The sequence below is a fragment of the Sphingomonas alpina genome, from assembly GCF_014490665.1.
GTDB lineage: Bacteria > Pseudomonadota > Alphaproteobacteria > Sphingomonadales > Sphingomonadaceae > Sphingomonas > Sphingomonas alpina.
On the sequence record NZ_CP061038.1, the window covers coordinates 4428820 to 4445882 of the forward strand.

Sequence of the window (17063 nt, forward strand, 5' to 3'; positions counted from 1 at the left end):
CCACGGGATCGATGACAGGCAGCAGGAAGATCAACCCCGGGATCGTATTCGGCGTCGCCGCCTATACGATCTGGGGCCTGTTGCCGAGCTTCATCAAGCTGCTCCATCCGCTGCCGGCGCCGGACATTCTGGCGCACCGTATCCTGTGGTCGCTACTGCTGCTGCTGATCCTGGCGGTGGCTCTGCGCCATGGGCCGGCGCTGCTCGGAATCGTGCGGACACCCCGCCTGCTGATCGCACTGACGGCATCGGCGTCGCTCATCGGCATCAACTGGCTCGTCTATATCATCGCGATCAATAGCGGCCATGTCGCCCAGGCCAGCCTGGGCTATTTCATCAACCCGCTGGTCAATGTCGTGCTCGGCGTGGTGATTCTGCGCGAGCGGCTTGGCCGGATCGAGGCGGTGGCAGTGTTGCTTGCCACGGCCGCTGTAGCCTTTCTGGCAATCTGGCAGGGCAGTATCCCCTATATCCCGCTGACCCTGGCGTTCTCGTTCGCTTTCTATGGCCTGATCCGCAAGATGACGCCGGTCGACGCGCTTGACGGGCTGTTGATCGAGACGTTGATTCTTGCGCCGGCCGCGTTCGCCTGGCTGATGCTGGCAGGTACGACGCTGGGGTCGGCCGGGCCGGGCTGGCCCTTGCTCGCTGCAAGCGGTGTCGTGACCGCGCTCCCCTTGCTGCTCTTCGCTGCAGCGGCAAAGCGCGTTCGATATTCCGATCTCGGGCTGCTGCAATATCTCGCACCGACGCTGCAACTGGTGCTTGCGGTGTTCGTCTATGGAGAGAAATTGCATCCCGCTCAGATCGGCGCCTTCATCACGATCTGGATCGCGCTGGCCATTTATGCCGTCGGGGCCTCGATCAGCGCGCGGCGGTCGGCCATGGTCGTGCCTGATTAGAATGGATCGGCACCGGATGGTGCACATCGATTCAACTGTGCCGATGGCCGTGACAAGGTGGTGGCGGACGGGACGCCAGCCGGCGTTCCGCCCCGCTCTTTGACATGACCGGAAAAATATCGCGCCCCCGCGACCGCTGTTTCGACAGGAACAGGGGTCGCTCACCCCTGTTCCTGCGCAGTTCACCCCTGTTATCGAAAACAGCGAAATATGACTCAAGATACTGAAAATAAAGAAGAAACCACCATTTCGATGCCAACTTAACAGGGGTGGGTTTTTTTATTGTCGCCGGAACAGCGGAAAGGTCGCGCGACTCGCGTCGCGGCAACGGGCTGACGATCGATCGGGGCCTAAGCCGGATCGTCGTCGGACATCGCCGGGGTCTTGAGGCTGCGCCAGGCATAGAAGATCAGGATCAGCAGCGCAGCACTCGCGGTCAGATAGGGCAGCGAATGCTGCGCTTCGTAGAGGCCGACGCCGATCGACGGGCCAAGCACGAACGATGCGCCATTGACCGAGGTGACCTTGCCCGCGACCGACCCCTGTGCCTCCGGCCCGACCGCGAGTGACGATCCGGCAGTGAAGCCGGGCCGGATCAGGCCGAACCCGGCCGAGGCGATCGCATAGGCCAGCGCGATGCCATAGAGCGAGGTGGCAATGCCGGTCAGCGCGGTGCCGACGGCCGCGATCACCAGCCCCGCGAGCACCAGCCGTCGCGGAGTCAAATTGAGCAAGGGGATCAGCCCCCATTGCACCAGGAGCGAAGACCCCGCACCCATCATCAGCACGATGCCGGTCGGCTGCAGGGCCTCGATCGGCGCAACCTTCAGTCGGTCGATCACCAGGAATCCGATCGCCTGACCGGTCATTGCCTGGGCATGGCCCATCACCAGCCCCATCACCATCCAGGCGCGAATGCGCGGATCATTATAACCGACCCGTTCGCTATGGGTGTGGGTGGCAGCGGTAACGCTCGCGCCGCTCGCCTGCCCGCCGATCGAGGGATAGGCATTTGCCGCGCCATGGGTGCCGGGTTCGGCGATCAGGTCGTTGGGCAGCATGTGACGCACGGCCAGGAAGATGCAGGCGCCGAACGCTGCACCGAAATAGGCCGGGCCGGCCAGCCCGATATCGAGGCCGCCGATATGGCCAAGCGTGAGATAGGGCGCGATCGCCGGCCCCAGGATCGTGCCGAGGCCGAACGCCGATCCGAGCAGAGTCAGCGCGCGTGTCCGCTCCTCGCGGGTCGTGCGTCCGGCGACCAATGCCTGGACCGCGGGTGGGGCGGCCGATCCGAAGCTGCCATAAATCAGCCGCCCGACGATGAAGCTGAGAAACGCCGCCGTTCCACCGATCCAGCCATTGATGCCCGCGGTCAGCACGATCCCGCACAATAGCAGCGAGATGGTGAATCCGCCGACACCGAGCAGGATCATCGCCCGCCGCCCGTGCCGGTCGGAACGATTTGCCCAGAACGGCGCCGAGATCACCCAGAGCAGCGCCGAGACCGAGAACGCGGCGGCAACCGCGCTGTCGGGCACTTTCAACGACCGCCCCAGCGCCGGCAGGACCGATTGCAGCGCGGTATTGCCGGCCGCGATGGTCAGCATGACGAGGAAGAGAAGGATGAAGTCGCGATTGACCGGTGCTGAAGTTTTCGGGGCCGCCTTCACGATCGCGCCCAGGCATAATTGCGCGCGATGCGGGCGACGATCACTTCATAATTTTCGTACCAGATTTCGCGCCCGGTATTGCGGATCGCGCTGTGTTCCGGGTTGGCGCGCCATGCCAGCGCGCTCTCCTCGTCCATCCAATAGCTGATCGTGATACCCAGCCCGTCCGGGCCACGTGTGCTATCGATGCCACGATAGCCCGGCTGGCGAGACGCCAGCTTTCCCATCGCTTCCGCCGCTTCGCCATATCCCGCATCGTCCGCATCGGTGCGGTGCGACAGGAAGATGACTGCGATCTGCCCGGTCCGGTCGTCGTGCATGTGCCTCGCTTAAGCGAATCGGGGGGTCGTGCAACCCCGGTTGGGCACGACACGCAACCCGATCGCTTGAATGTTCGTTACAAGTTTGCGACGGGTGATCCCAACACACCGTTTTTCCTTTACGACAGGACCATGATGCCAGCATCCACCGCCGCTCAACGCCGTCGGCGCCTTCGCGCCGCAGGCGTCCCTTCGCCCATGGGGATGTTCCTGAAAGGCTTTCTCAAGCATCCGGTCATGGTGGGGGCAATCTTCCCCTCCTCGGCCAAGCTGGTGCGCAAGGTCCTGTCCAAGGTCGATTGGCAGAACACGAAATTGTTCGTCGAATATGGCCCCGGCGTCGGCACGTTCTGCCCGTCGGTGCTCGAAAAGCTCGGTCCCGATGCAAAATATATCGCGATCGACACCAATCCCGATTTCGTACGCTATCTGCGCCATGAAATCACCGATCCGCGGTTCACCGTGGTGAATGGCTCAGCTGCCGATGTGCGCCAGATCATCACCGATCATGGTTTCGAACAGGCCGATTACGTCCTGTCGGGCCTGCCTTTCTCGACTCTGCCGGCCGGTGTCGGCGACGCGATCGGCGCCGCGACCGCCGATGTGCTTCGCCCGGGCGGCGCTTTTCTGGTCTATCAATATTCGCCCAAATGCTATGATTTCATCGTGCCCTACATCCCGCGGGTCGAACATACGATGGAGTGGTGGAACCTGCCGCCCGCCCAGCTCTACTGGGCGTGGAAAGACTAACCTGACGGATCGGGCAGCCTGTGGCGGCTTGTGAGCCGCATGATTAACGCGTAATCTCGGGCAGCTTCATGGCCACCAGATCCAAGACCAAATTGTCCTCGCCCTGGCGTCGTCGGTTTATCCGTACGCTGCAGGTGTTGGGCGTGCTCGGCTTTCTCGCGCTGATAGCGCTGGTCATCGCTGTCTATGTCGCGCGTTCCCAGCTGCCCAGTTACGAGGAGCTCAAATCGTCGCCCAACGGGCAGATGATTCGCGTCCATGCCGCGGACGGTACGGTCATTGTGTCGCTCGGGCCGAGCTATGGCGAATGGCTGCCCTACGACAAGATTCCGGGAGTGATGCGCGATGCGATGGTCTCCGTCGAGGATCGCCGCTTCCGGTCGCACCCCGGCGTCGATCCGATCGGCGTGCTGCGTGCGGTCAAGCTCGCCTTCAACAATCGCGGTACCGATAAAAGGCTGCAGGGCGCATCGACCATCACCCAGCAGGTCGCGCGCACCATCTTCCTGTCGAACAAATATGATTTCGGCCGCAAGATCCGCGAGGCGATCCTCGCCCTGGCGATCGAGCGAAAATTCTCCAAGGACCAGATCCTCGAACTTTATCTCAACAAGGTCTATTTCGGCGGCGGCGCATACGGCATCGATGCCGCGTCGCGTCGCTTCTTCGGTCATGGCGCCGACACGCTGAACCTCAACGAGGCGGCAGTCATCGCCGGCCTGGTCAAGGCCCCGTCACGCTACTCACCGACCGCGGATGCGGAAGCCGCGATCGGCCGTGCCGGCGTGGTGATCAAGCTGATGCAGGAAACCGGCAAGATCAGCGCCGCCCAGGCGGCCGGTGCCAATCCCTCCTCGGTCTCGCTCGCGCCCGAGCCGAAGCAGAACAGTGTCCGCTATTTCACTGACTGGGCATTGCCGCAGCTCGAAGTGCTGATCGACGAGACGCAACGCCCGCTGGAAGTGTGGACGACGCTGGACCTGAACATGCAGCGCGCCGCCGATGCCGCGATCCGCGCCAATGCACCGAAGAACGCGCAGGGTGCGCTCGTCACGATCGACCGCGACGGCGCGGTACGGTCGATGGTCGGCGGTACCGATTATGTCTCGTCCAACTATAATCGCGCGACCCAGGCGGTGCGGCAGCCGGGATCGGCGTTCAAGCTGTTCGTCTATCTCGCCGCGCTCGAAGCCGGTCACAAGCCGGAAGACACGCTGGTCGACGAGCCCGTCACGATCAAGGGCTGGACCCCGCGCAACTCATCCGGCGCCAACCGCGGCGAAATGACCCTGCGCACCGCCTTTGCCTATTCGGTCAACACCATCGCCGCCAAGCTGGGGCTGGAGGTCGGCTTCGCCACGATCGCCGACATGGCGCGCCGCTTCGGCATCACGACGCCGGTCGATACCCATCCGGCCATGGTGCTGGGCACGTCAGACGTTCGCCTGCTCGACATGACCCGTGCCTTTGCCAGTGTCGCCAACAAGGGTGTCGCGGTCACGCCATACGGTATCACCAAGGTGACCGCGCAGGGCGTGACGATCTACGCGCAGGAAGTCGATCGCAGTCAGGTGCTGGTCGCGCCCTATGTCGCAGCACAGATGACCGATCTGCTACAGACCGCGGTCAATACCGGTACCGGCAAGGCCGCCCAGATCGGCCGTCCCGTCGCCGGCAAGACCGGCACGACAACGTCGAACAAGGATGGCTGGTTCGTCGGATTCTCCAGCGGGCTCACCACCGGTGTGTGGATGGGCCGCGACGACGCCAAGGTCGTGCCCGGCCTGCAGGGTGGCACCGCGCCAGCACGCGCCTTTGCCGCCTTCATGAAGGTTGCCGTTGCCAATCGGCCGGTCGAGCAGTTCGATACCCAGGTCACTCTGCCCGAATGGCAGCTGGAACCCGACGAGGAATCCTATTTCGGCGAGGCCGATAACAGCCTGTTCGTCGATGCGGACGGCAACCCGGTCGAGCCGGGCACCACGGCAAATCCGGGTAGCGACGCGCAGGTCGATGCCGATGGCCAGCCTCTGCCCCCGGCTCAGGGCTCCGAAGCAAAGCCCGAACGGCTCGATCAGGACTGGATCGACCGCGTGCTCGACCGCAATCAGTCGCCCCCGCCAAGACCGAACTCTGCCCCGAACAAAGCGCCTTCCGCAGTGCCTCCACCGGAAGTGCCGCGTGCGCGGCCTCAGGAAACCCGTCCGAACCAGTGAAGCGCTGCGCCGTTGGCGCGCAGCCAGGCACGCGATGCGGCCGGATCGCCTTCGGTCAACGCATCGGCCAGCGCGTGGAATTCCGGCCCATGGTGCATATGCACCCGGTGCGCGACCTCATGCGCCACGGTCGATCGGCGCACAAACGCAGGCGCGAGGATCAGCCGCCAGCTGTAGCGAATGACCCCGGTCGAAGCGCAACTGCCCCAGCGCGCCCGCGGATCGCCGATCGCCACCCGGGTCACGCCGACCCCGGCCCGCGCGGCAAATTCGGCGGTTTCCGCACTCAGGATGCGCAGCGCTTCCCGCTTCAGCCAGAGTTCGATCCGCCGCGACAAGCCATCGAGCGAGCCGCCGCAACGCAACAGCGCTCCATCGCGCATCACCCGGCGGGAGGTGTCGGCATGCCAGTCGATGGTCAGCGTCGCATCATCGACCGGTATCTCGGCGCCGGGCACGAAAGGGCGCGCCCGCGGCAGTTTCGCGCGCTGCGCCTCGACCCAGCCGCGCTGTTCTTCGGCCCAGCGCAGCGCTTCTTTCAAGGGCGCGCGCGGCGGCAGCGTCAGGCGGACGCGCCCGCTTGCCGGATCGACCGACAGCTTGGCGCGGCGGGCGCGGGCGTTACGGACGACTTCGACCGGTGCCGTCACACCCCCTCCGTCACAGGCGCCGGTCGACGATATGATGCTCCAGCTCGCCGGCATCGACCTCTGAAATGGTCCATCCACGAACCGACTCGCCCGCGCGGTGCACCGCATCGCGATCGCCACAAACCAGATAGTGCCAGCGTGGCAGCGGCTCGCCGGCGGCACGCAGGCGATAAGCACAGGTTTCCGGCAACCAGTCGATGTCATGAACATTGTCACGCGTCAGCCGCACGCATTCGCTGACGTATGCATGACGATGGCGATAATTGGAGCATTGCCCGCTCGACCGGTCGAGCAGGCGGCAAGCGACATTGGTCGGGATCAGCTCGCCGGTTTCCTCATCCTCGAGCTTGTGGATACAGCATTTGCCGCATCCATCGCACAACGCTTCCCATTGCCCCCGGTCAAGCTGCTCGAGCGGCGTATCTTCCCAGAAGGCGCCGCTCATATGACCCAGCTCATCGCACCCAGCGCTTGAGTTCGGCGGCGATCGCCTCCGGTTTACCGTCCTGGGGCAGCAAGGCGAGCGGCTTGCCGTCCGGATCCATCAGATAGGCGACCCGCGCATGATCCATCAGATAGCCGCCGCCCGGTGCCGGATCGCCCTTCTTGTAATAGATCGCAAATGCCTTTGCGACCTTGGCGATCGCGTCAGGGGTCCCGGTCAGGCCGATCATGCGCGGGTGAAAGGCGCTGACGAACTGCTTGAGGACCGGCGGCGTATCACGTTCGGGATCGACCGAAATGAAGATCGGCACCACCTTGGCGCCCAGCGCGGGATCGCTCTTTTCCAGCGCGCGCAAGCCGGCGCCGAGATTCTGCACATCCACCGGGCAGACGTCGGGACAGAAAGTGTAGCCGAAATAGACGATGCGATATTTGCCCTTGAACGCCGTGTCGCTGACCAGATGCCCATCCTGATCGGTCAGCGTGAAAGGCCCGCCGATCGTCGCCCCTTCGAGCGGCGGCCGCGCCGGCGCGGAAGGTGCGGAGCAAGCGACAGGCATGGCCGCGACCAGGAGTGCGGCAATAGCGCGGGCGATCAGTTTCATAGCGTGGCCAGCCATGATCTGTTAAGGCGGAGCGCGCAAGTTGCGTTGATACGTCACCACAGCATAACAAGGGTCGGCACGACACGATGACCGTTCGTTTGAAGCAGATCGCGGTGGCTGCTGCCGCGCTCATGATGTCCTCTGGCGTCGCACAGGCGCAGCAGCAGTCCGAAAGCTACAAGTTCCTGCAGGCGGTACGCGACAGCAAGGGCGACGACGTGCTGAAGATGCTGAATCAGCCCGGCAGCCGCATCATCAACACGCGGGATATCGGGACTCGGGAAGGCGCGCTGCACATCGTCGTCAAGCGCGGCGATGCGACCTATCTACGCTTCTTGCTGCAGCAACAGGCTGATCCGAATTTACGCGATGGAGACGGAAATACCCCGTTGGCGCTTGCCGTGAATGGTGGCCAGGCCGCATTGGTCGATATCCTGATCACGGCCAAGGCCAATGTGAATCTCGGCAATTCGCGTGGTGAGACCCCGTTGATTCTCGCGGTTCAACGTCGCGACGTGGGCCTGGCCCGTACATTGCTCGCCGCCGGTGCGGACCCCGATCAGCCTGACTTGCTCGCCGGCATGTCGGCGCGTGACTATGCGCATGACGACAAACGGTCGTCGATCATGGCCAAGCTGATCGATGAGACACCGAAAAAACCACGTCGGGCAGTTTCCGGCCCCAAACTCTGATTCGGAAAAAGTCGGGCGGATTTGAAACGCCCTCCCGACGTCGACCTCAATAGGGGGTTCCGACTTCGGCCTCGGGATCGAGCATTCCGATCAGGCGACGGCCCGCACGACGGGCAAATGCCAGCGTGCAGCGCTTGCGCGTCGCGGCAGAAAGCGGATCGCTATGAGCTTCGCGGACGATCACCGCATCATAGCGGTCGGCGATGATGATACCGGTGCGTTCGGGCAGAAACGCCGCCCCATCGAGCGGCGCGGCATCGAAGCCGGCCGGCAACGCCCAATAGAACCGGTCGCAGCAGCCGAGATAGTCGGTCCATTTACCATCGCCGAGCAGGTCGGGGCGCGACACCTTGATCTCGACGATGATGATCTGGCCACGCGAATCGATCGCCATCAGATCGGCCCGCCTGCCACCATCGAGCGATACCTCGGCCATCGCGACAAGATCATGCCGCAACAGCATCCGAGTCGTGCCACGTGCGACATCGGCTGCGCACAGCGCGGATCCGGGATCCTCGACGCACGAATCGGCCGAAGCGGTATCGGTCAACGCAGAAACGGGAGGACGCTGAAGCATCCTCCCGATCTAGAACATTAAGCGAACGGAATAAAGCCCAAAGGCTTTTGGTTATACCGGATCAGCGATAGAAAACATGGTTTCCGATCGATGCGACCTTGCTCATCCGCCAGCCCGGCGCGACGCGACGCGCATGGAAATACAGCGCGTTGGCGGCGGGGCTATCCCAATGATCGGCCATTGCGACCTGTGCCACGGCAACCGCGGTGCGGAACTGCTTGTTGTTGGCGATGGTCGGGATATGGCCGCCGCGCACGAACGAGAACTGGCCGCGCTGGGTCACGACCGAGCAGACCGATTTCGGAAAGCGGCCGGATTTGGTCCGGTTGAGGATGACCTCAGCAACCGCGAGCTGGCCGGTGAGCGGCTCGCTCTTGGATTCGAAATAGATGGCGCTGGCCATGCAACGCAGATCGCCATCTACCGATGCGGGCGCGTCCTGGTCGGCAACGGCGGCGTCGAGGCTCGCATATTCCACATCGTCAGTGGTGACGACCGGCGCAGGCTCTTCGGTATCGATGGCAGGCGTGGAAGGCTGAGGCGCAGACTGGGGCACAACAGCCGGAATCTGCGTGGGCAGTGGAACCGGAATCAGCGTCGATGCGTTAATCGCGCGATCCAGTTCGAAGGCGAAGCCCGGTGTGCTGACGCCGATAAGTCCGGCGATTCCGAGCGACATCGCCGCGAGTGTTGCGGCGCGTTGAAAAAACGACATTCAATCTTCGAACTATGCGGTTGGTGCGCGGAACGGCCGGCTCAGAAGGAGCGATCGCCCGGGCTGCCCCCCGACTGCGTAATCGAACGGATCGCACCCGCATCGACACAACGCATTTGACAGTGCAGCCTGCTATCTTTGTGCAGCGCACAATGTCAATCGCCGAGGATCGTTTCAGCGGCGAACCGTTCCGCGAACGGGATGTCCAGTTCGACCACCCACAAATCCGGATCGCGTGATCGCCGGCGCTGCCAATACGCCGTAATTTCCGATGGATTATCAACTATTTGACGAGACGATTCGATCAACGCGACAGCGCCATCCGGCCCGATACCGCGTTCCAGCGCACGCGGATTTTGCCCATTTTCCAACGCGATGATCAGTATCGCGCCGGCCTGAGCATCGCCCCGGGCGAGCATCATGCCCATTCCACCCGCATCGTTCACCCGCCGCAGCAACGCGCTGACCAGGATCCCGCTGGGCAACCGCCCGCTCATGTAACGGCGCGATATCCGGGCAGGCTGGCCAACGCGACCCGGGACCGCATGAAGGTGCCGGTTCCCCGCGCCGCTTCCTCGCCATCGGCATCGATCAGCCGTGCTTCGGCAACGAATACACGCCGCTGACCACTGACCCAGCGGCCTTCCGCAGTTACCGGTCCGGCTTTGAGCGGACGCGTGAACAACAAGTTGAACGCAGTGGTGAGCAGGAAACGGTCGGTGACCAGGCTGTTCACGGCGTAGAAAGCCGCATCGTCGAGCATCTTGAAATAGCTCGTCCCATGGGCAGCGCCCGCGGCATGATAATAACGTTCGTCGATCAGGAAATGGATTCGAGCAAAGCCGCTTGCGGGAATCTCCAGCGTCGAGTCGAACAGCTGGTTGATCGGGGCCGCAGCATAAAGCGCTTCGAGCGCGCGAAAATGCGCTTCGGCCCCGCTCGCGGGCTCAGGCGGCATCGCGTGCTTCGTCTTGCGTAAACAAGGCATACAGCGCGTCGGGCGACCCCGCGCCGCGCAGCTTGGCGAGAAAGCCGCGATCGCGCAGCCGCCGCGACACGCGTGCCAAAGCCTTCAGATGCGCCGCACCCGCATCAGGCGGCGAGAGCAGCACGAAAACCAGATCGACCGGCAAATCATCGATCGCCTGGAATTCGACCGGCTGTGCCAGCCGGGCAAACAGACCGATCACCTGCGGCAGGCCCGCAAGCTTGCCGTGCGGAATGGCCACGCCGCCGCCAAAACCGGTCGACCCGAGCTTCTCGCGCGCCGTCAACGCATCGGCGATGATCTTGGCATCAAGCCCGTGGATATCGGCAAGCATAGCCGCAACTTGCTGCAGCAACGCCTTTTTGGTCCCCGCGACCAGCCCTTGAACCACGGCCTCGGGCAGCAGCAGATCGCTGAAATCGGTCATCATCGTCCCTGAAACGCTCTTGCGTAATCGCCCCCGCGTTCGGGCGCCCATAGCGCCGAACGCGGGTTCGTGAAAGCCGCTCAGGCCGAGCGGTGCGGCTCGACCCAGCCGATCGTCCCGTCGCCGCGGCGATAGACCATATTATAGGCGCCCGATCCGCTGTTCTTGAACAGCAAGGCAGTGGTGTTGCGCAGGTCGAGCATCATCACCGCATCGGAAACGCTTGCGTCGGGAACATCCACGCGCGTTTCCGCGACGATCAGCGGAAAGTCCGCCGCCTCTTCATCCTCGGTTTCGCGGAACACGGTATAGCCGGCATTGTCATAGGCACCGTTTTCCACCGCGCCATTCGCCGCACCGGCGGAATGACGATCCTTCAGGCGGCGCATATAGCGGCGCAGCTGCTTTTCGATCTTGTCGGCCGCGCCATCGAACGAGACATGGGCGTCCTTGCCGTTGTTCGTTCCCTTGAGCACCAGACCATGCATCACATGCGCGACGATGTCGCAGGTGAAGCCATTATCGTGCGGACCCTTGCCGAAGGTGACATGCGCCGAAATCGCGCGTGCGAAATACTTCGTGGCAATGCCCTGGAGTCGATCTTCGACATGGCTTTTCAGTGCCTTGCCGGTGTCGACCTGATGGCCCGATACCCGGATTTCCATGAGCATTCTCCTTATTGGGGACCACCGATCTGGGTAGGCCCCGTCATCGCGTCAACCTGACGCCTCAAGCCGCCAAAGGGGATTGGCGATCTTCTCAATAAACGCCGCGTGGCGCGCAAGTTCCGCTTCGCTGGGTTCGAAAATGCGCGGCGGACGTACCACGGCCGGCGCCGCGACGGGTGCGAAGCTGGTCTGTTCCTCGACTGTCTCGGTCACCAGGGTCAGCCCGATCTGACGACCGCCGGTCAGTTCGACATAGACTTGCGACAGCAATTGCGCATCGAGCAGCGCCCCGTGCAGCACACGGTGGCTGCGGTCGATGCCATAGCGGCTGCATAGCGCATCCAGGCTGTGCTTCGCGCCGGGATGCCGCGTACGCGCCATCGCAACGGTATCGATCATCCGTCCCATATCGATCGGGGCCCGTCCGGCCCGTGCCAGCTCGCCGTTGAGGAAGCCGAAGTCGAACCCGGCATTGTGCGCGATGAGCGGACAGTCGCCAAGAAACTCGATCAGCGCTTCGGCCTGGTGCGAGAAGAGCGGCTTGTCGGCAAGGAAGGTATCGCCCAGCCCGTGAATCCGCTGCGCCTCGGGCGGCATCTGGCGCTCGGGGTTGAAGTAGGCGTGGAAGGTGCGGCCGGTCTCGACCCGGTTGACGATCTCGACGCAGCCGATCTCGACCATCCGGTCGCCATTGTCGAAGCTGAAGCCGGTGGTTTCGGTGTCGAAGACGATTTCGCGCATGAGTGTGATTATCTGCCTTCGGAGCCGATCAAGCAAGCGATCACAGCATCAACCGCCGCACGTGTCTCGCCGAGAGAACCGCCCGTCGGAATGATAAAATCGGCGCGCGCCCGCTTCTCCGCATCCGGCAGCTGGCGCGCGAGAATCGCATCGAGTCGGTCGGCGTGCATGCCGGGCCGAGCGAGGACCCGGGAGCGCTGCACATCGACCGGTGCGCTGACCACCACCACCTTGTCGACTCTGGCTTCGCCGCCGGTTTCGAACAGCAGCGGGATATCGAACACGACCAGCGGAGCGGCCTTGTTTTCAGCCAGAAAAGCGGCGCGATCTTCCCCGACTGCGGGATGAACCAGCGCTTCGAGTCGCTTGAGCGCCGCCGGATCGCCCAGCACGGCTTCGCCAAGCCGGGCCCGATCGACACCCTCCACACCGGTGCTGCCGGGAAACATCGCCTCGATCGCCGCGACCAGCCGCCCGCCCTCGCCCTGCAGTTGATGGACCGCGGCGTCGGCATCGAACACCGGTATGCCGCGATCCGCGAACATCGCCGCCACGGTCGATTTGCCCATGCCGATCGACCCGGTCAGCCCGATCACGATCATGATGTCAGCAGATCTCGCAGCTCGTCATCGCGGTCACGCGGGGGCTCAGCGCCGAACAGCAGCTCGAACGCAAGCGCGGCCTGGCCGATCAGCATGTCGAGTCCATCGACGGTATCGAGGTCACGATCTCGCGCCGCGGCAAGTAACGGCGTTTCGAGCGGCGCATAGACGATATCATAGACCAGAGCGTTATCGGGTAACGGCGCCAGGTCGATCTCGAGCGGCGGTTGCCCGATCATGCCCAGCGCGCTGGTGTTGACCAGTAGCATCGCGGACGGCAGCGCGGCACTCAGCGACAGCGCCTGGCCCTTCAACCCAAAGGAGGACAACAAAGCTGCAGCCTTCAGCACATTGCGATTGAGGATCGTCACCGGCCCGACCCCGACCCGGGACAAGGCAAACAGGACGGCCCGTGCCGCCCCGCCAGCACCGATCACGATCACCGGCTTTCCGGCCAGATCGAGATCGGCAATCGGTGCATAGAATCCGCCGGCATCGGTATTGGTCCCGATCACCGCGCCATCCTCGACCCGCAGTGCAAGATTGATTGCACCGATCGTGCCGCGCACCCCGCCGCGATCTTCGATCAGCTCAAGCGCTGCCTGTTTGTGCGGCAGGGTGATGTTGCACCCCCGCCAGAGCGGATCGGCGCGGCGTGCGGCAAAATAGTCCGGCAGATCCCCGGGCGCGACCCGGTAGGCGCGATACTCGGCATCGATGCCGAGCGCCTTGATCCAGAAGCCGTGAATCAACGGTGATTTGGACTGGATGATCGGATCGCCGATCACCTCGGCATAAGGCCTGCTCATGCCGGCAACACTCCCCTGACGCGCAGATAATCGAGTACCGGTAGCAATGGCATACCGAGAACGGTGAACTGGCTGCCCTCGATCCGGCTGAACAATTGCGCACCTGGCCCCTCGATCCGGTAACAGCCGACACAGCCCGAAATCGCCGGCCATTCGGCATCGAGATAGGTGTCGATGAACGCATCGGACAAAGGCCGGACATGCATTTTCGCGCGGTCGACGATACGCCAGATTGCCCGGCCCTGTTCGGCCATCACTGCGGCGCTGACCAGTTCGTGCCGTTTGCCCGACAGGCGGCGGAGATGCTCGGCCGCTTGAGCACGATCAATTGGTTTGTCGAGCATCGTGCCGTCCTCAAGCGCGACGATCGAATCGCTGCCCAGCACCAGGGCTTCGCCATCACGCTGCGATACTTTCAGCGCCTTCAGCTCGGCGAGCGCGTCGGCCATGTCACGCGCGGCCAGGCCTTCGCCAGCGAAAGCCGCCTTGGCGCTCTCCTCATCAACGCCGGCCGCGAGCGCCTCGAACGGCACGCCGGCGGCGGTCAGCATCGCCCGACGCGAAGCACTCTGCGAAGCAAGAACCAGTCTCATGCCGCATCGTCCCGTTCGCTCACCAATGCTATGATTGCCGCAGCCGTCTCCTCGATCGAACGTCGCGTAACGTCGATCACCGGCCACCCATTGTCAGCGAACATGCGCCGCGCAAAAGCTACCTCGCGAGTCACCGCTTCCTGGTTTACATAATCGGTCTCGGGCACCTGGTTGAGCGACAACAGGCGATTGCGCCGCACCTGAATCAACCGGTCGGCACTGGTGGTCAGGCCAACCACCAGTGGATGCTTCAGCGAGTAAAGCGCGTCCGGCGGCGGCGATTCCACCACGATCGGGATATTGGCAGTCTTGAATCCGCGATTGGCGAGATAGATTGAGGTCGGCGTCTTGGAAGACCGCGAGACGCCGGCAAGCACGATATCGGCTTCCTCCCAATTCTCCCAGCCGATGCCGTCATCATGTGCCATGGTGAACTGGATCGCATCGACGCGCGCGAAATAGGCGGCGTCGAGTGCATGTTGCCGGCCCGGCCGCGCCTTGGCCTGCTGGCCGAGCAGTCCGGACAGGGCGTCATTGACCGAATCAAGCGGGGCCACCGCCGGGAGGCCCAGCGCGCGGCATCGCGCCTCGAGTGTTCGCCTGGTGGTGCTGTTGACCAGGGTGAAGATCACCAGCCCCGGATTCTGCGCGATTTCCTGCAGGATGCGTTCAAGATGCGCCTCGGTCCGTACCATCGGCCAGAAATGACGGATCGTCTCGACATCGTCATATTGCGCCAGCGCCGCCTTGGCGATGTTCTCCAGCGTCTCGCCGGTGGAATCGGAGAGGAGATGGAGGTGCAACCGCATCAGCTGGGCAAGTCTGTGGACAACATGACTCGAATCGGTAGCGGAACTTCGCCGATGCGAAAAGGCGGCGTTGGTCTGCGGATAAGTCGCACTTTGTCCACAATCTCGTCGACAGGCGACGATTCCGCCCACAGCCTGTGGATAAGGAGGACAAATTGTCCGACTCAGCGCAGGAGCGCGAGACTCGTGCCGTCAAGCTGTTGGCATTATCGGGATGACCGCATAAGCCCCGGCATCCACCTGCCAATCACTTCAATCACCTCTTAGATTCTTAAATCTATATAGAAGAAGGAATGCTCGGCGTTGACCGATGCCCCGGTTTCCAAACCTCTGCTCGCCACGCTGAAGGGCGCGAAATTTCCGGTCCCGCCGGTCTGGCTGATGCGCCAAGCAGGGCGGTATCTGCCCGAATATCGCGCGCTGCGGGCTGAGAAAGGCGGCTTTCTGACACTGGCGACCGATCCGGAATCGGCCGCCGAGGTAACGCTGCAGCCGATCCGCCGCTTCGGGTTCGACGGTGCGATCCTGTTTTCCGACATTCTCATGATCCCCTGGGCGCTGGGGCAGGATCTGAGCTTCGGAGTCGGCGAGGGGCCCCGATTGGAGCCGGCGCTGGTCGATCATGCGCTGACGGGGCTGCAAACCGCCCCAGAGCGCCTCGAACCGATCTATGCGACGGTAGCCCAGGTGGCCGCGGCGCTTTCACCGGAAACGACCTTTCTGGGTTTTGCCGGCAGCCCCTGGACCGTTGCCACGTATATGGTCGCCGGTCATGGCAGCCGCGATCAAGGCGAGACGCGCCGCTTCGCCTACGGCGATGAAGCCGCATTCGGCACGATCATCGATGCGATCGCCGATATGACGGTCGAGTATCTCTCGCGCCAGATCATGGCAGGAGTCGATGCCGTGCAGCTGTTCGACAGTTGGTCCGGCAGCCTGTCGCCGGCGCAATTCGAACGCTGGGTTATCGCGCCGACCGCACGGATTGTCGCGGCGCTGCATGATCGTCATCCCGGCACGCCGGTGATCGGCTTTCCCAAGGGCGCGGGCGGGAAACTGCCGGCTTATGCGCGGGAGACCGGCGTCGATGCGCTCGGGCTCGACGAGACGGTCGACCCGCTTTGGGCGGCAGCGTCGTTGCCGCGTGACCTGCCTGTGCAGGGCAATCTTGATCCACTGGTGCTGATCGCCGGTGGGCCCGCTCAGGATGCAGCAGCCTCGCGCATTCTTGAAGCGTTTGCCGATCGGCCGCATATCTTCAATCTCGGCCACGGCATCCTGCAGGATACGCCGATTGCCCATGTCGAGCGGCTGCTCGCCTTTGTTCGGAGGTCGTGATGATCGCTATGCTCGGCAGTGCCTATCCCTGGATCAAGGCAGCGCACATCATCTTCGTGATCTTCTGGATGGCGGGCATGTTCATGTTGCCGCGTTATCTCGTTTATCATCAGGAAGCCCTGGAAAAGACGGGCGCCGGATCGGCTGAGGCGCAACTGTGGGTCGAGCGCGAGAACAAGCTGCGCAAGATGATCCTGACGCCGTCGATGATCCTCGTCTGGCTGCTTGGTCTGACCCTCGCCGCCAATCTCGGGCTTTTTTCGGGTACGCCGGGGCTCGGCTGGCTCCACGCCAAGCTGTTTCTGGTGATCGTGCTCAGCGGCTATCATGGCTGGGCAATAGGCTATGCGAAGAAGCTTGCTGCCGGAAAGCCGACCCTCGCCGGCAGGCAATTGCGGATGCTCAATGAGCTGCCGGCGATTCTCGTGACGCTGATCGTCGTGCTGGTGATCGTTCGCCCGTTCTGAACGGCTTGACTTGGGCGGGGTGCGCACCTAGTTCGCAGATAGCCAGTACGCGCTCCTGCCGTGCTGGTCCTTCCTCC

General features: G+C 63.3%; 22 protein-coding genes. 6 read left to right on the forward strand and 16 right to left on the reverse strand.

Annotation, left to right across the window (positions count from 1 at the left end; all coding sequences use genetic code 11):
• Positions 1-11 precede the first annotated feature (11 nt).
• The gene (rarD, locus tag H3Z74_RS20575) at positions 12-902 is read left to right on the forward strand and encodes an EamA family transporter RarD (protein ID WP_187761379.1); all 891 of its coding nucleotides are present in this window, start codon (positions 12-14) and stop codon (positions 900-902) included.
• 350 nt (positions 903-1252) lie between these two features.
• Here rarD and H3Z74_RS20580 read toward each other — a convergent pair whose 3' ends face one another.
• The gene (locus H3Z74_RS20580; RefSeq protein ID WP_187764446.1) at positions 1253-2512 is read right to left on the reverse strand and encodes an MFS transporter; all 1260 of its coding nucleotides are present in this window, start codon (positions 2510-2512) and stop codon (positions 1253-1255) included.
• Positions 2513-2571: 59 nt separating this feature from the next.
• On the reverse strand, positions 2572-2895 hold the full coding sequence (locus tag H3Z74_RS20585; RefSeq protein WP_187761380.1) for an antibiotic biosynthesis monooxygenase family protein: 324 nt from the start codon (positions 2893-2895) through the stop codon (positions 2572-2574).
• Between the two features lie 135 nt (positions 2896-3030).
• On the opposite strand from H3Z74_RS20585, the gene H3Z74_RS20590 reads away from it, so the two are divergent.
• Both H3Z74_RS20590 and H3Z74_RS20595 read left to right on the forward strand, forming a co-directional pair.
• On the forward strand, positions 3031-3645 hold the full coding sequence (locus tag H3Z74_RS20590) for a class I SAM-dependent methyltransferase (protein ID WP_187761381.1): 615 nt from the start codon (positions 3031-3033) through the stop codon (positions 3643-3645).
• 68 nt (positions 3646-3713) lie between these two features.
• A complete protein-coding gene (locus H3Z74_RS20595) occupies positions 3714-5861 on the forward strand; it encodes a transglycosylase domain-containing protein (RefSeq protein WP_187761382.1) in 2148 nt (715 codons plus the stop codon).
• On the opposite strand, the gene H3Z74_RS20600 is transcribed toward H3Z74_RS20595, so the two are convergent.
• From H3Z74_RS20600 to H3Z74_RS20610, 3 genes are read right to left on the reverse strand one after another with little or no spacing between them, the layout of a single operon-like run.
• Positions 5837-6511 carry a M48 family metallopeptidase gene (locus tag H3Z74_RS20600; protein ID WP_187761383.1) on the reverse strand — a complete coding sequence of 225 codons (675 nt, stop codon included), beginning with the start codon at positions 6509-6511 and terminating at the stop codon, positions 5837-5839. The genes H3Z74_RS20595 and H3Z74_RS20600 overlap by 25 nt on opposite strands.
• A 10-nt stretch (positions 6512-6521) precedes the next feature.
• On the reverse strand, positions 6522-6956 hold the full coding sequence (locus tag H3Z74_RS20605; protein WP_187761384.1) for a YcgN family cysteine cluster protein: 435 nt from the start codon (positions 6954-6956) through the stop codon (positions 6522-6524).
• Between the two features lie 10 nt (positions 6957-6966).
• Positions 6967-7560, reverse strand: a complete 594-nt coding sequence (locus tag H3Z74_RS20610) for an SCO family protein (RefSeq protein WP_229726710.1) — start codon at positions 7558-7560, stop codon at positions 6967-6969.
• A gap of 86 nt (positions 7561-7646) precedes the next feature.
• Here H3Z74_RS20610 and H3Z74_RS20615 point away from each other — a divergent pair, with 86 nt between their 5' ends.
• Positions 7647-8252 (forward strand): ankyrin repeat domain-containing protein, encoded by a 606-nt coding sequence (locus tag H3Z74_RS20615; RefSeq protein WP_187761386.1) that lies wholly within the window; start codon positions 7647-7649, stop codon positions 8250-8252.
• Positions 8253-8298: 46 nt separating this feature from the next.
• On the opposite strand, the gene H3Z74_RS20620 is transcribed toward H3Z74_RS20615, so the two are convergent.
• From H3Z74_RS20620 to H3Z74_RS20670, 11 genes are all read right to left on the reverse strand, one after another.
• Positions 8299-8829 carry an MmcB family DNA repair protein gene (locus H3Z74_RS20620; RefSeq protein WP_187761387.1) on the reverse strand — a complete coding sequence of 177 codons (531 nt, stop codon included), beginning with the start codon at positions 8827-8829 and terminating at the stop codon, positions 8299-8301.
• Between the two features lie 61 nt (positions 8830-8890).
• On the reverse strand, positions 8891-9544 hold the full coding sequence (locus H3Z74_RS20625; protein ID WP_187761388.1) for a cell wall hydrolase: 654 nt from the start codon (positions 9542-9544) through the stop codon (positions 8891-8893).
• A gap of 155 nt (positions 9545-9699) precedes the next feature.
• Entirely contained in the window at positions 9700-10041 is a 342-nt protein-coding gene (locus tag H3Z74_RS20630) for a DUF1491 family protein (RefSeq protein WP_187761389.1), read from the reverse strand.
• Positions 10038-10502, reverse strand: coding sequence for a PaaI family thioesterase (locus H3Z74_RS20635; RefSeq protein ID WP_187761390.1), 465 nt, complete (start codon positions 10500-10502; stop codon positions 10038-10040). The genes H3Z74_RS20630 and H3Z74_RS20635 overlap by 4 nt, the downstream gene beginning before the upstream one ends.
• Positions 10492-10959, reverse strand: coding sequence for a PTS sugar transporter subunit IIA (locus H3Z74_RS20640; protein ID WP_187761391.1), 468 nt, complete (start codon positions 10957-10959; stop codon positions 10492-10494). Before H3Z74_RS20640 ends, H3Z74_RS20635 begins: the two co-directional genes overlap by 11 nt.
• 80 nt (positions 10960-11039) lie before the next feature.
• On the reverse strand, positions 11040-11624 hold the full coding sequence (hpf, locus tag H3Z74_RS20645) for a ribosome hibernation-promoting factor, HPF/YfiA family (RefSeq protein WP_187761392.1): 585 nt from the start codon (positions 11622-11624) through the stop codon (positions 11040-11042).
• 51 nt (positions 11625-11675) lie between these two features.
• Complete coding sequence (gene dnaQ / locus H3Z74_RS20650) at positions 11676-12368, reverse strand: DNA polymerase III subunit epsilon (RefSeq protein ID WP_187761393.1); 693 nt, start codon at positions 12366-12368, stop codon at positions 11676-11678.
• 8 nt (positions 12369-12376) lie between these two features.
• Entirely contained in the window at positions 12377-12970 is a 594-nt protein-coding gene (gene coaE / locus H3Z74_RS20655; protein WP_187761394.1) for a dephospho-CoA kinase, read from the reverse strand.
• Complete coding sequence (locus H3Z74_RS20660; RefSeq protein ID WP_187761395.1) at positions 12967-13779, reverse strand: shikimate dehydrogenase family protein; 813 nt, start codon at positions 13777-13779, stop codon at positions 12967-12969. The genes coaE and H3Z74_RS20660 overlap by 4 nt, the downstream gene beginning before the upstream one ends.
• Positions 13776-14372, reverse strand: coding sequence for a Maf family protein (locus H3Z74_RS20665; RefSeq protein WP_187761396.1), 597 nt, complete (start codon positions 14370-14372; stop codon positions 13776-13778). Before H3Z74_RS20665 ends, H3Z74_RS20660 begins: the two co-directional genes overlap by 4 nt.
• On the reverse strand, positions 14369-15181 hold the full coding sequence (locus H3Z74_RS20670) for a pyruvate, water dikinase regulatory protein (protein ID WP_449325349.1): 813 nt from the start codon (positions 15179-15181) through the stop codon (positions 14369-14371). Before H3Z74_RS20670 ends, H3Z74_RS20665 begins: the two co-directional genes overlap by 4 nt.
• A gap of 381 nt (positions 15182-15562) precedes the next feature.
• Here H3Z74_RS20670 and hemE point away from each other — a divergent pair, with 381 nt between their 5' ends.
• Entirely contained in the window at positions 15563-16519 is a 957-nt protein-coding gene (gene hemE, locus H3Z74_RS20675) for a uroporphyrinogen decarboxylase (RefSeq protein ID WP_229727105.1), read from the forward strand.
• A complete protein-coding gene (locus H3Z74_RS20680; RefSeq protein WP_187761398.1) occupies positions 16519-16986 on the forward strand; it encodes a CopD family protein in 468 nt (155 codons plus the stop codon). Before hemE ends, H3Z74_RS20680 begins: the two co-directional genes overlap by 1 nt.
• Positions 16987-17063: the final 77 nt, after the last annotated feature.

What these genes read in the sequence shown, in the direction of transcription:
- rarD (WP_187761379.1), top strand. Translation starts at nt 12, where the DNA reads ATGACAGGCAGCAGGAAGATCAACCCCGGGATCGTATTCGGCGTCGCC.
- H3Z74_RS20580 (WP_187764446.1), bottom strand. Translation starts at nt 2,512, where the DNA reads ATGCTGACCATCGCGGCCGGCAATACCGCGCTGCAATCGGTCCTGCCG.
- H3Z74_RS20585 (WP_187761380.1), bottom strand. Translation starts at nt 2,895, where the DNA reads ATGCACGACGACCGGACCGGGCAGATCGCAGTCATCTTCCTGTCGCAC.
- H3Z74_RS20590 (WP_187761381.1), top strand. Translation starts at nt 3,031, where the DNA reads ATGCCAGCATCCACCGCCGCTCAACGCCGTCGGCGCCTTCGCGCCGCA.
- H3Z74_RS20595 (WP_187761382.1), top strand. Translation starts at nt 3,714, where the DNA reads ATGGCCACCAGATCCAAGACCAAATTGTCCTCGCCCTGGCGTCGTCGG.
- H3Z74_RS20605 (WP_187761384.1), bottom strand. Translation starts at nt 6,956, where the DNA reads ATGAGCGGCGCCTTCTGGGAAGATACGCCGCTCGAGCAGCTTGACCGG.
- H3Z74_RS20610 (WP_229726710.1), bottom strand. Translation starts at nt 7,560, where the DNA reads ATGAAACTGATCGCCCGCGCTATTGCCGCACTCCTGGTCGCGGCCATG.
- H3Z74_RS20615 (WP_187761386.1), top strand. Translation starts at nt 7,647, where the DNA reads ATGACCGTTCGTTTGAAGCAGATCGCGGTGGCTGCTGCCGCGCTCATG.
- H3Z74_RS20620 (WP_187761387.1), bottom strand. Translation starts at nt 8,829, where the DNA reads ATGCTTCAGCGTCCTCCCGTTTCTGCGTTGACCGATACCGCTTCGGCC.
- H3Z74_RS20625 (WP_187761388.1), bottom strand. Translation starts at nt 9,544, where the DNA reads ATGTCGTTTTTTCAACGCGCCGCAACACTCGCGGCGATGTCGCTCGGA.
- H3Z74_RS20630 (WP_187761389.1), bottom strand. Translation starts at nt 10,041, where the DNA reads ATGAGCGGGCGGTTGCCCAGCGGGATCCTGGTCAGCGCGTTGCTGCGG.
- H3Z74_RS20635 (WP_187761390.1), bottom strand. Translation starts at nt 10,502, where the DNA reads ATGCCGCCTGAGCCCGCGAGCGGGGCCGAAGCGCATTTTCGCGCGCTC.
- H3Z74_RS20640 (WP_187761391.1), bottom strand. Translation starts at nt 10,959, where the DNA reads ATGACCGATTTCAGCGATCTGCTGCTGCCCGAGGCCGTGGTTCAAGGG.
- hpf (WP_187761392.1), bottom strand. Translation starts at nt 11,624, where the DNA reads ATGGAAATCCGGGTATCGGGCCATCAGGTCGACACCGGCAAGGCACTG.
- dnaQ (WP_187761393.1), bottom strand. Translation starts at nt 12,368, where the DNA reads ATGCGCGAAATCGTCTTCGACACCGAAACCACCGGCTTCAGCTTCGAC.
- coaE (WP_187761394.1), bottom strand. Translation starts at nt 12,970, where the DNA reads ATGATCGTGATCGGGCTGACCGGGTCGATCGGCATGGGCAAATCGACC.
- H3Z74_RS20660 (WP_187761395.1), bottom strand. Translation starts at nt 13,779, where the DNA reads ATGAGCAGGCCTTATGCCGAGGTGATCGGCGATCCGATCATCCAGTCC.
- H3Z74_RS20665 (WP_187761396.1), bottom strand. Translation starts at nt 14,372, where the DNA reads ATGAGACTGGTTCTTGCTTCGCAGAGTGCTTCGCGTCGGGCGATGCTG.
- H3Z74_RS20670 (WP_449325349.1), bottom strand. Translation starts at nt 15,181, where the DNA reads ATGCGGTTGCACCTCCATCTCCTCTCCGATTCCACCGGCGAGACGCTG.
- hemE (WP_229727105.1), top strand. Translation starts at nt 15,563, where the DNA reads ATGCGCCAAGCAGGGCGGTATCTGCCCGAATATCGCGCGCTGCGGGCT.
- H3Z74_RS20680 (WP_187761398.1), top strand. Translation starts at nt 16,519, where the DNA reads ATGATCGCTATGCTCGGCAGTGCCTATCCCTGGATCAAGGCAGCGCAC.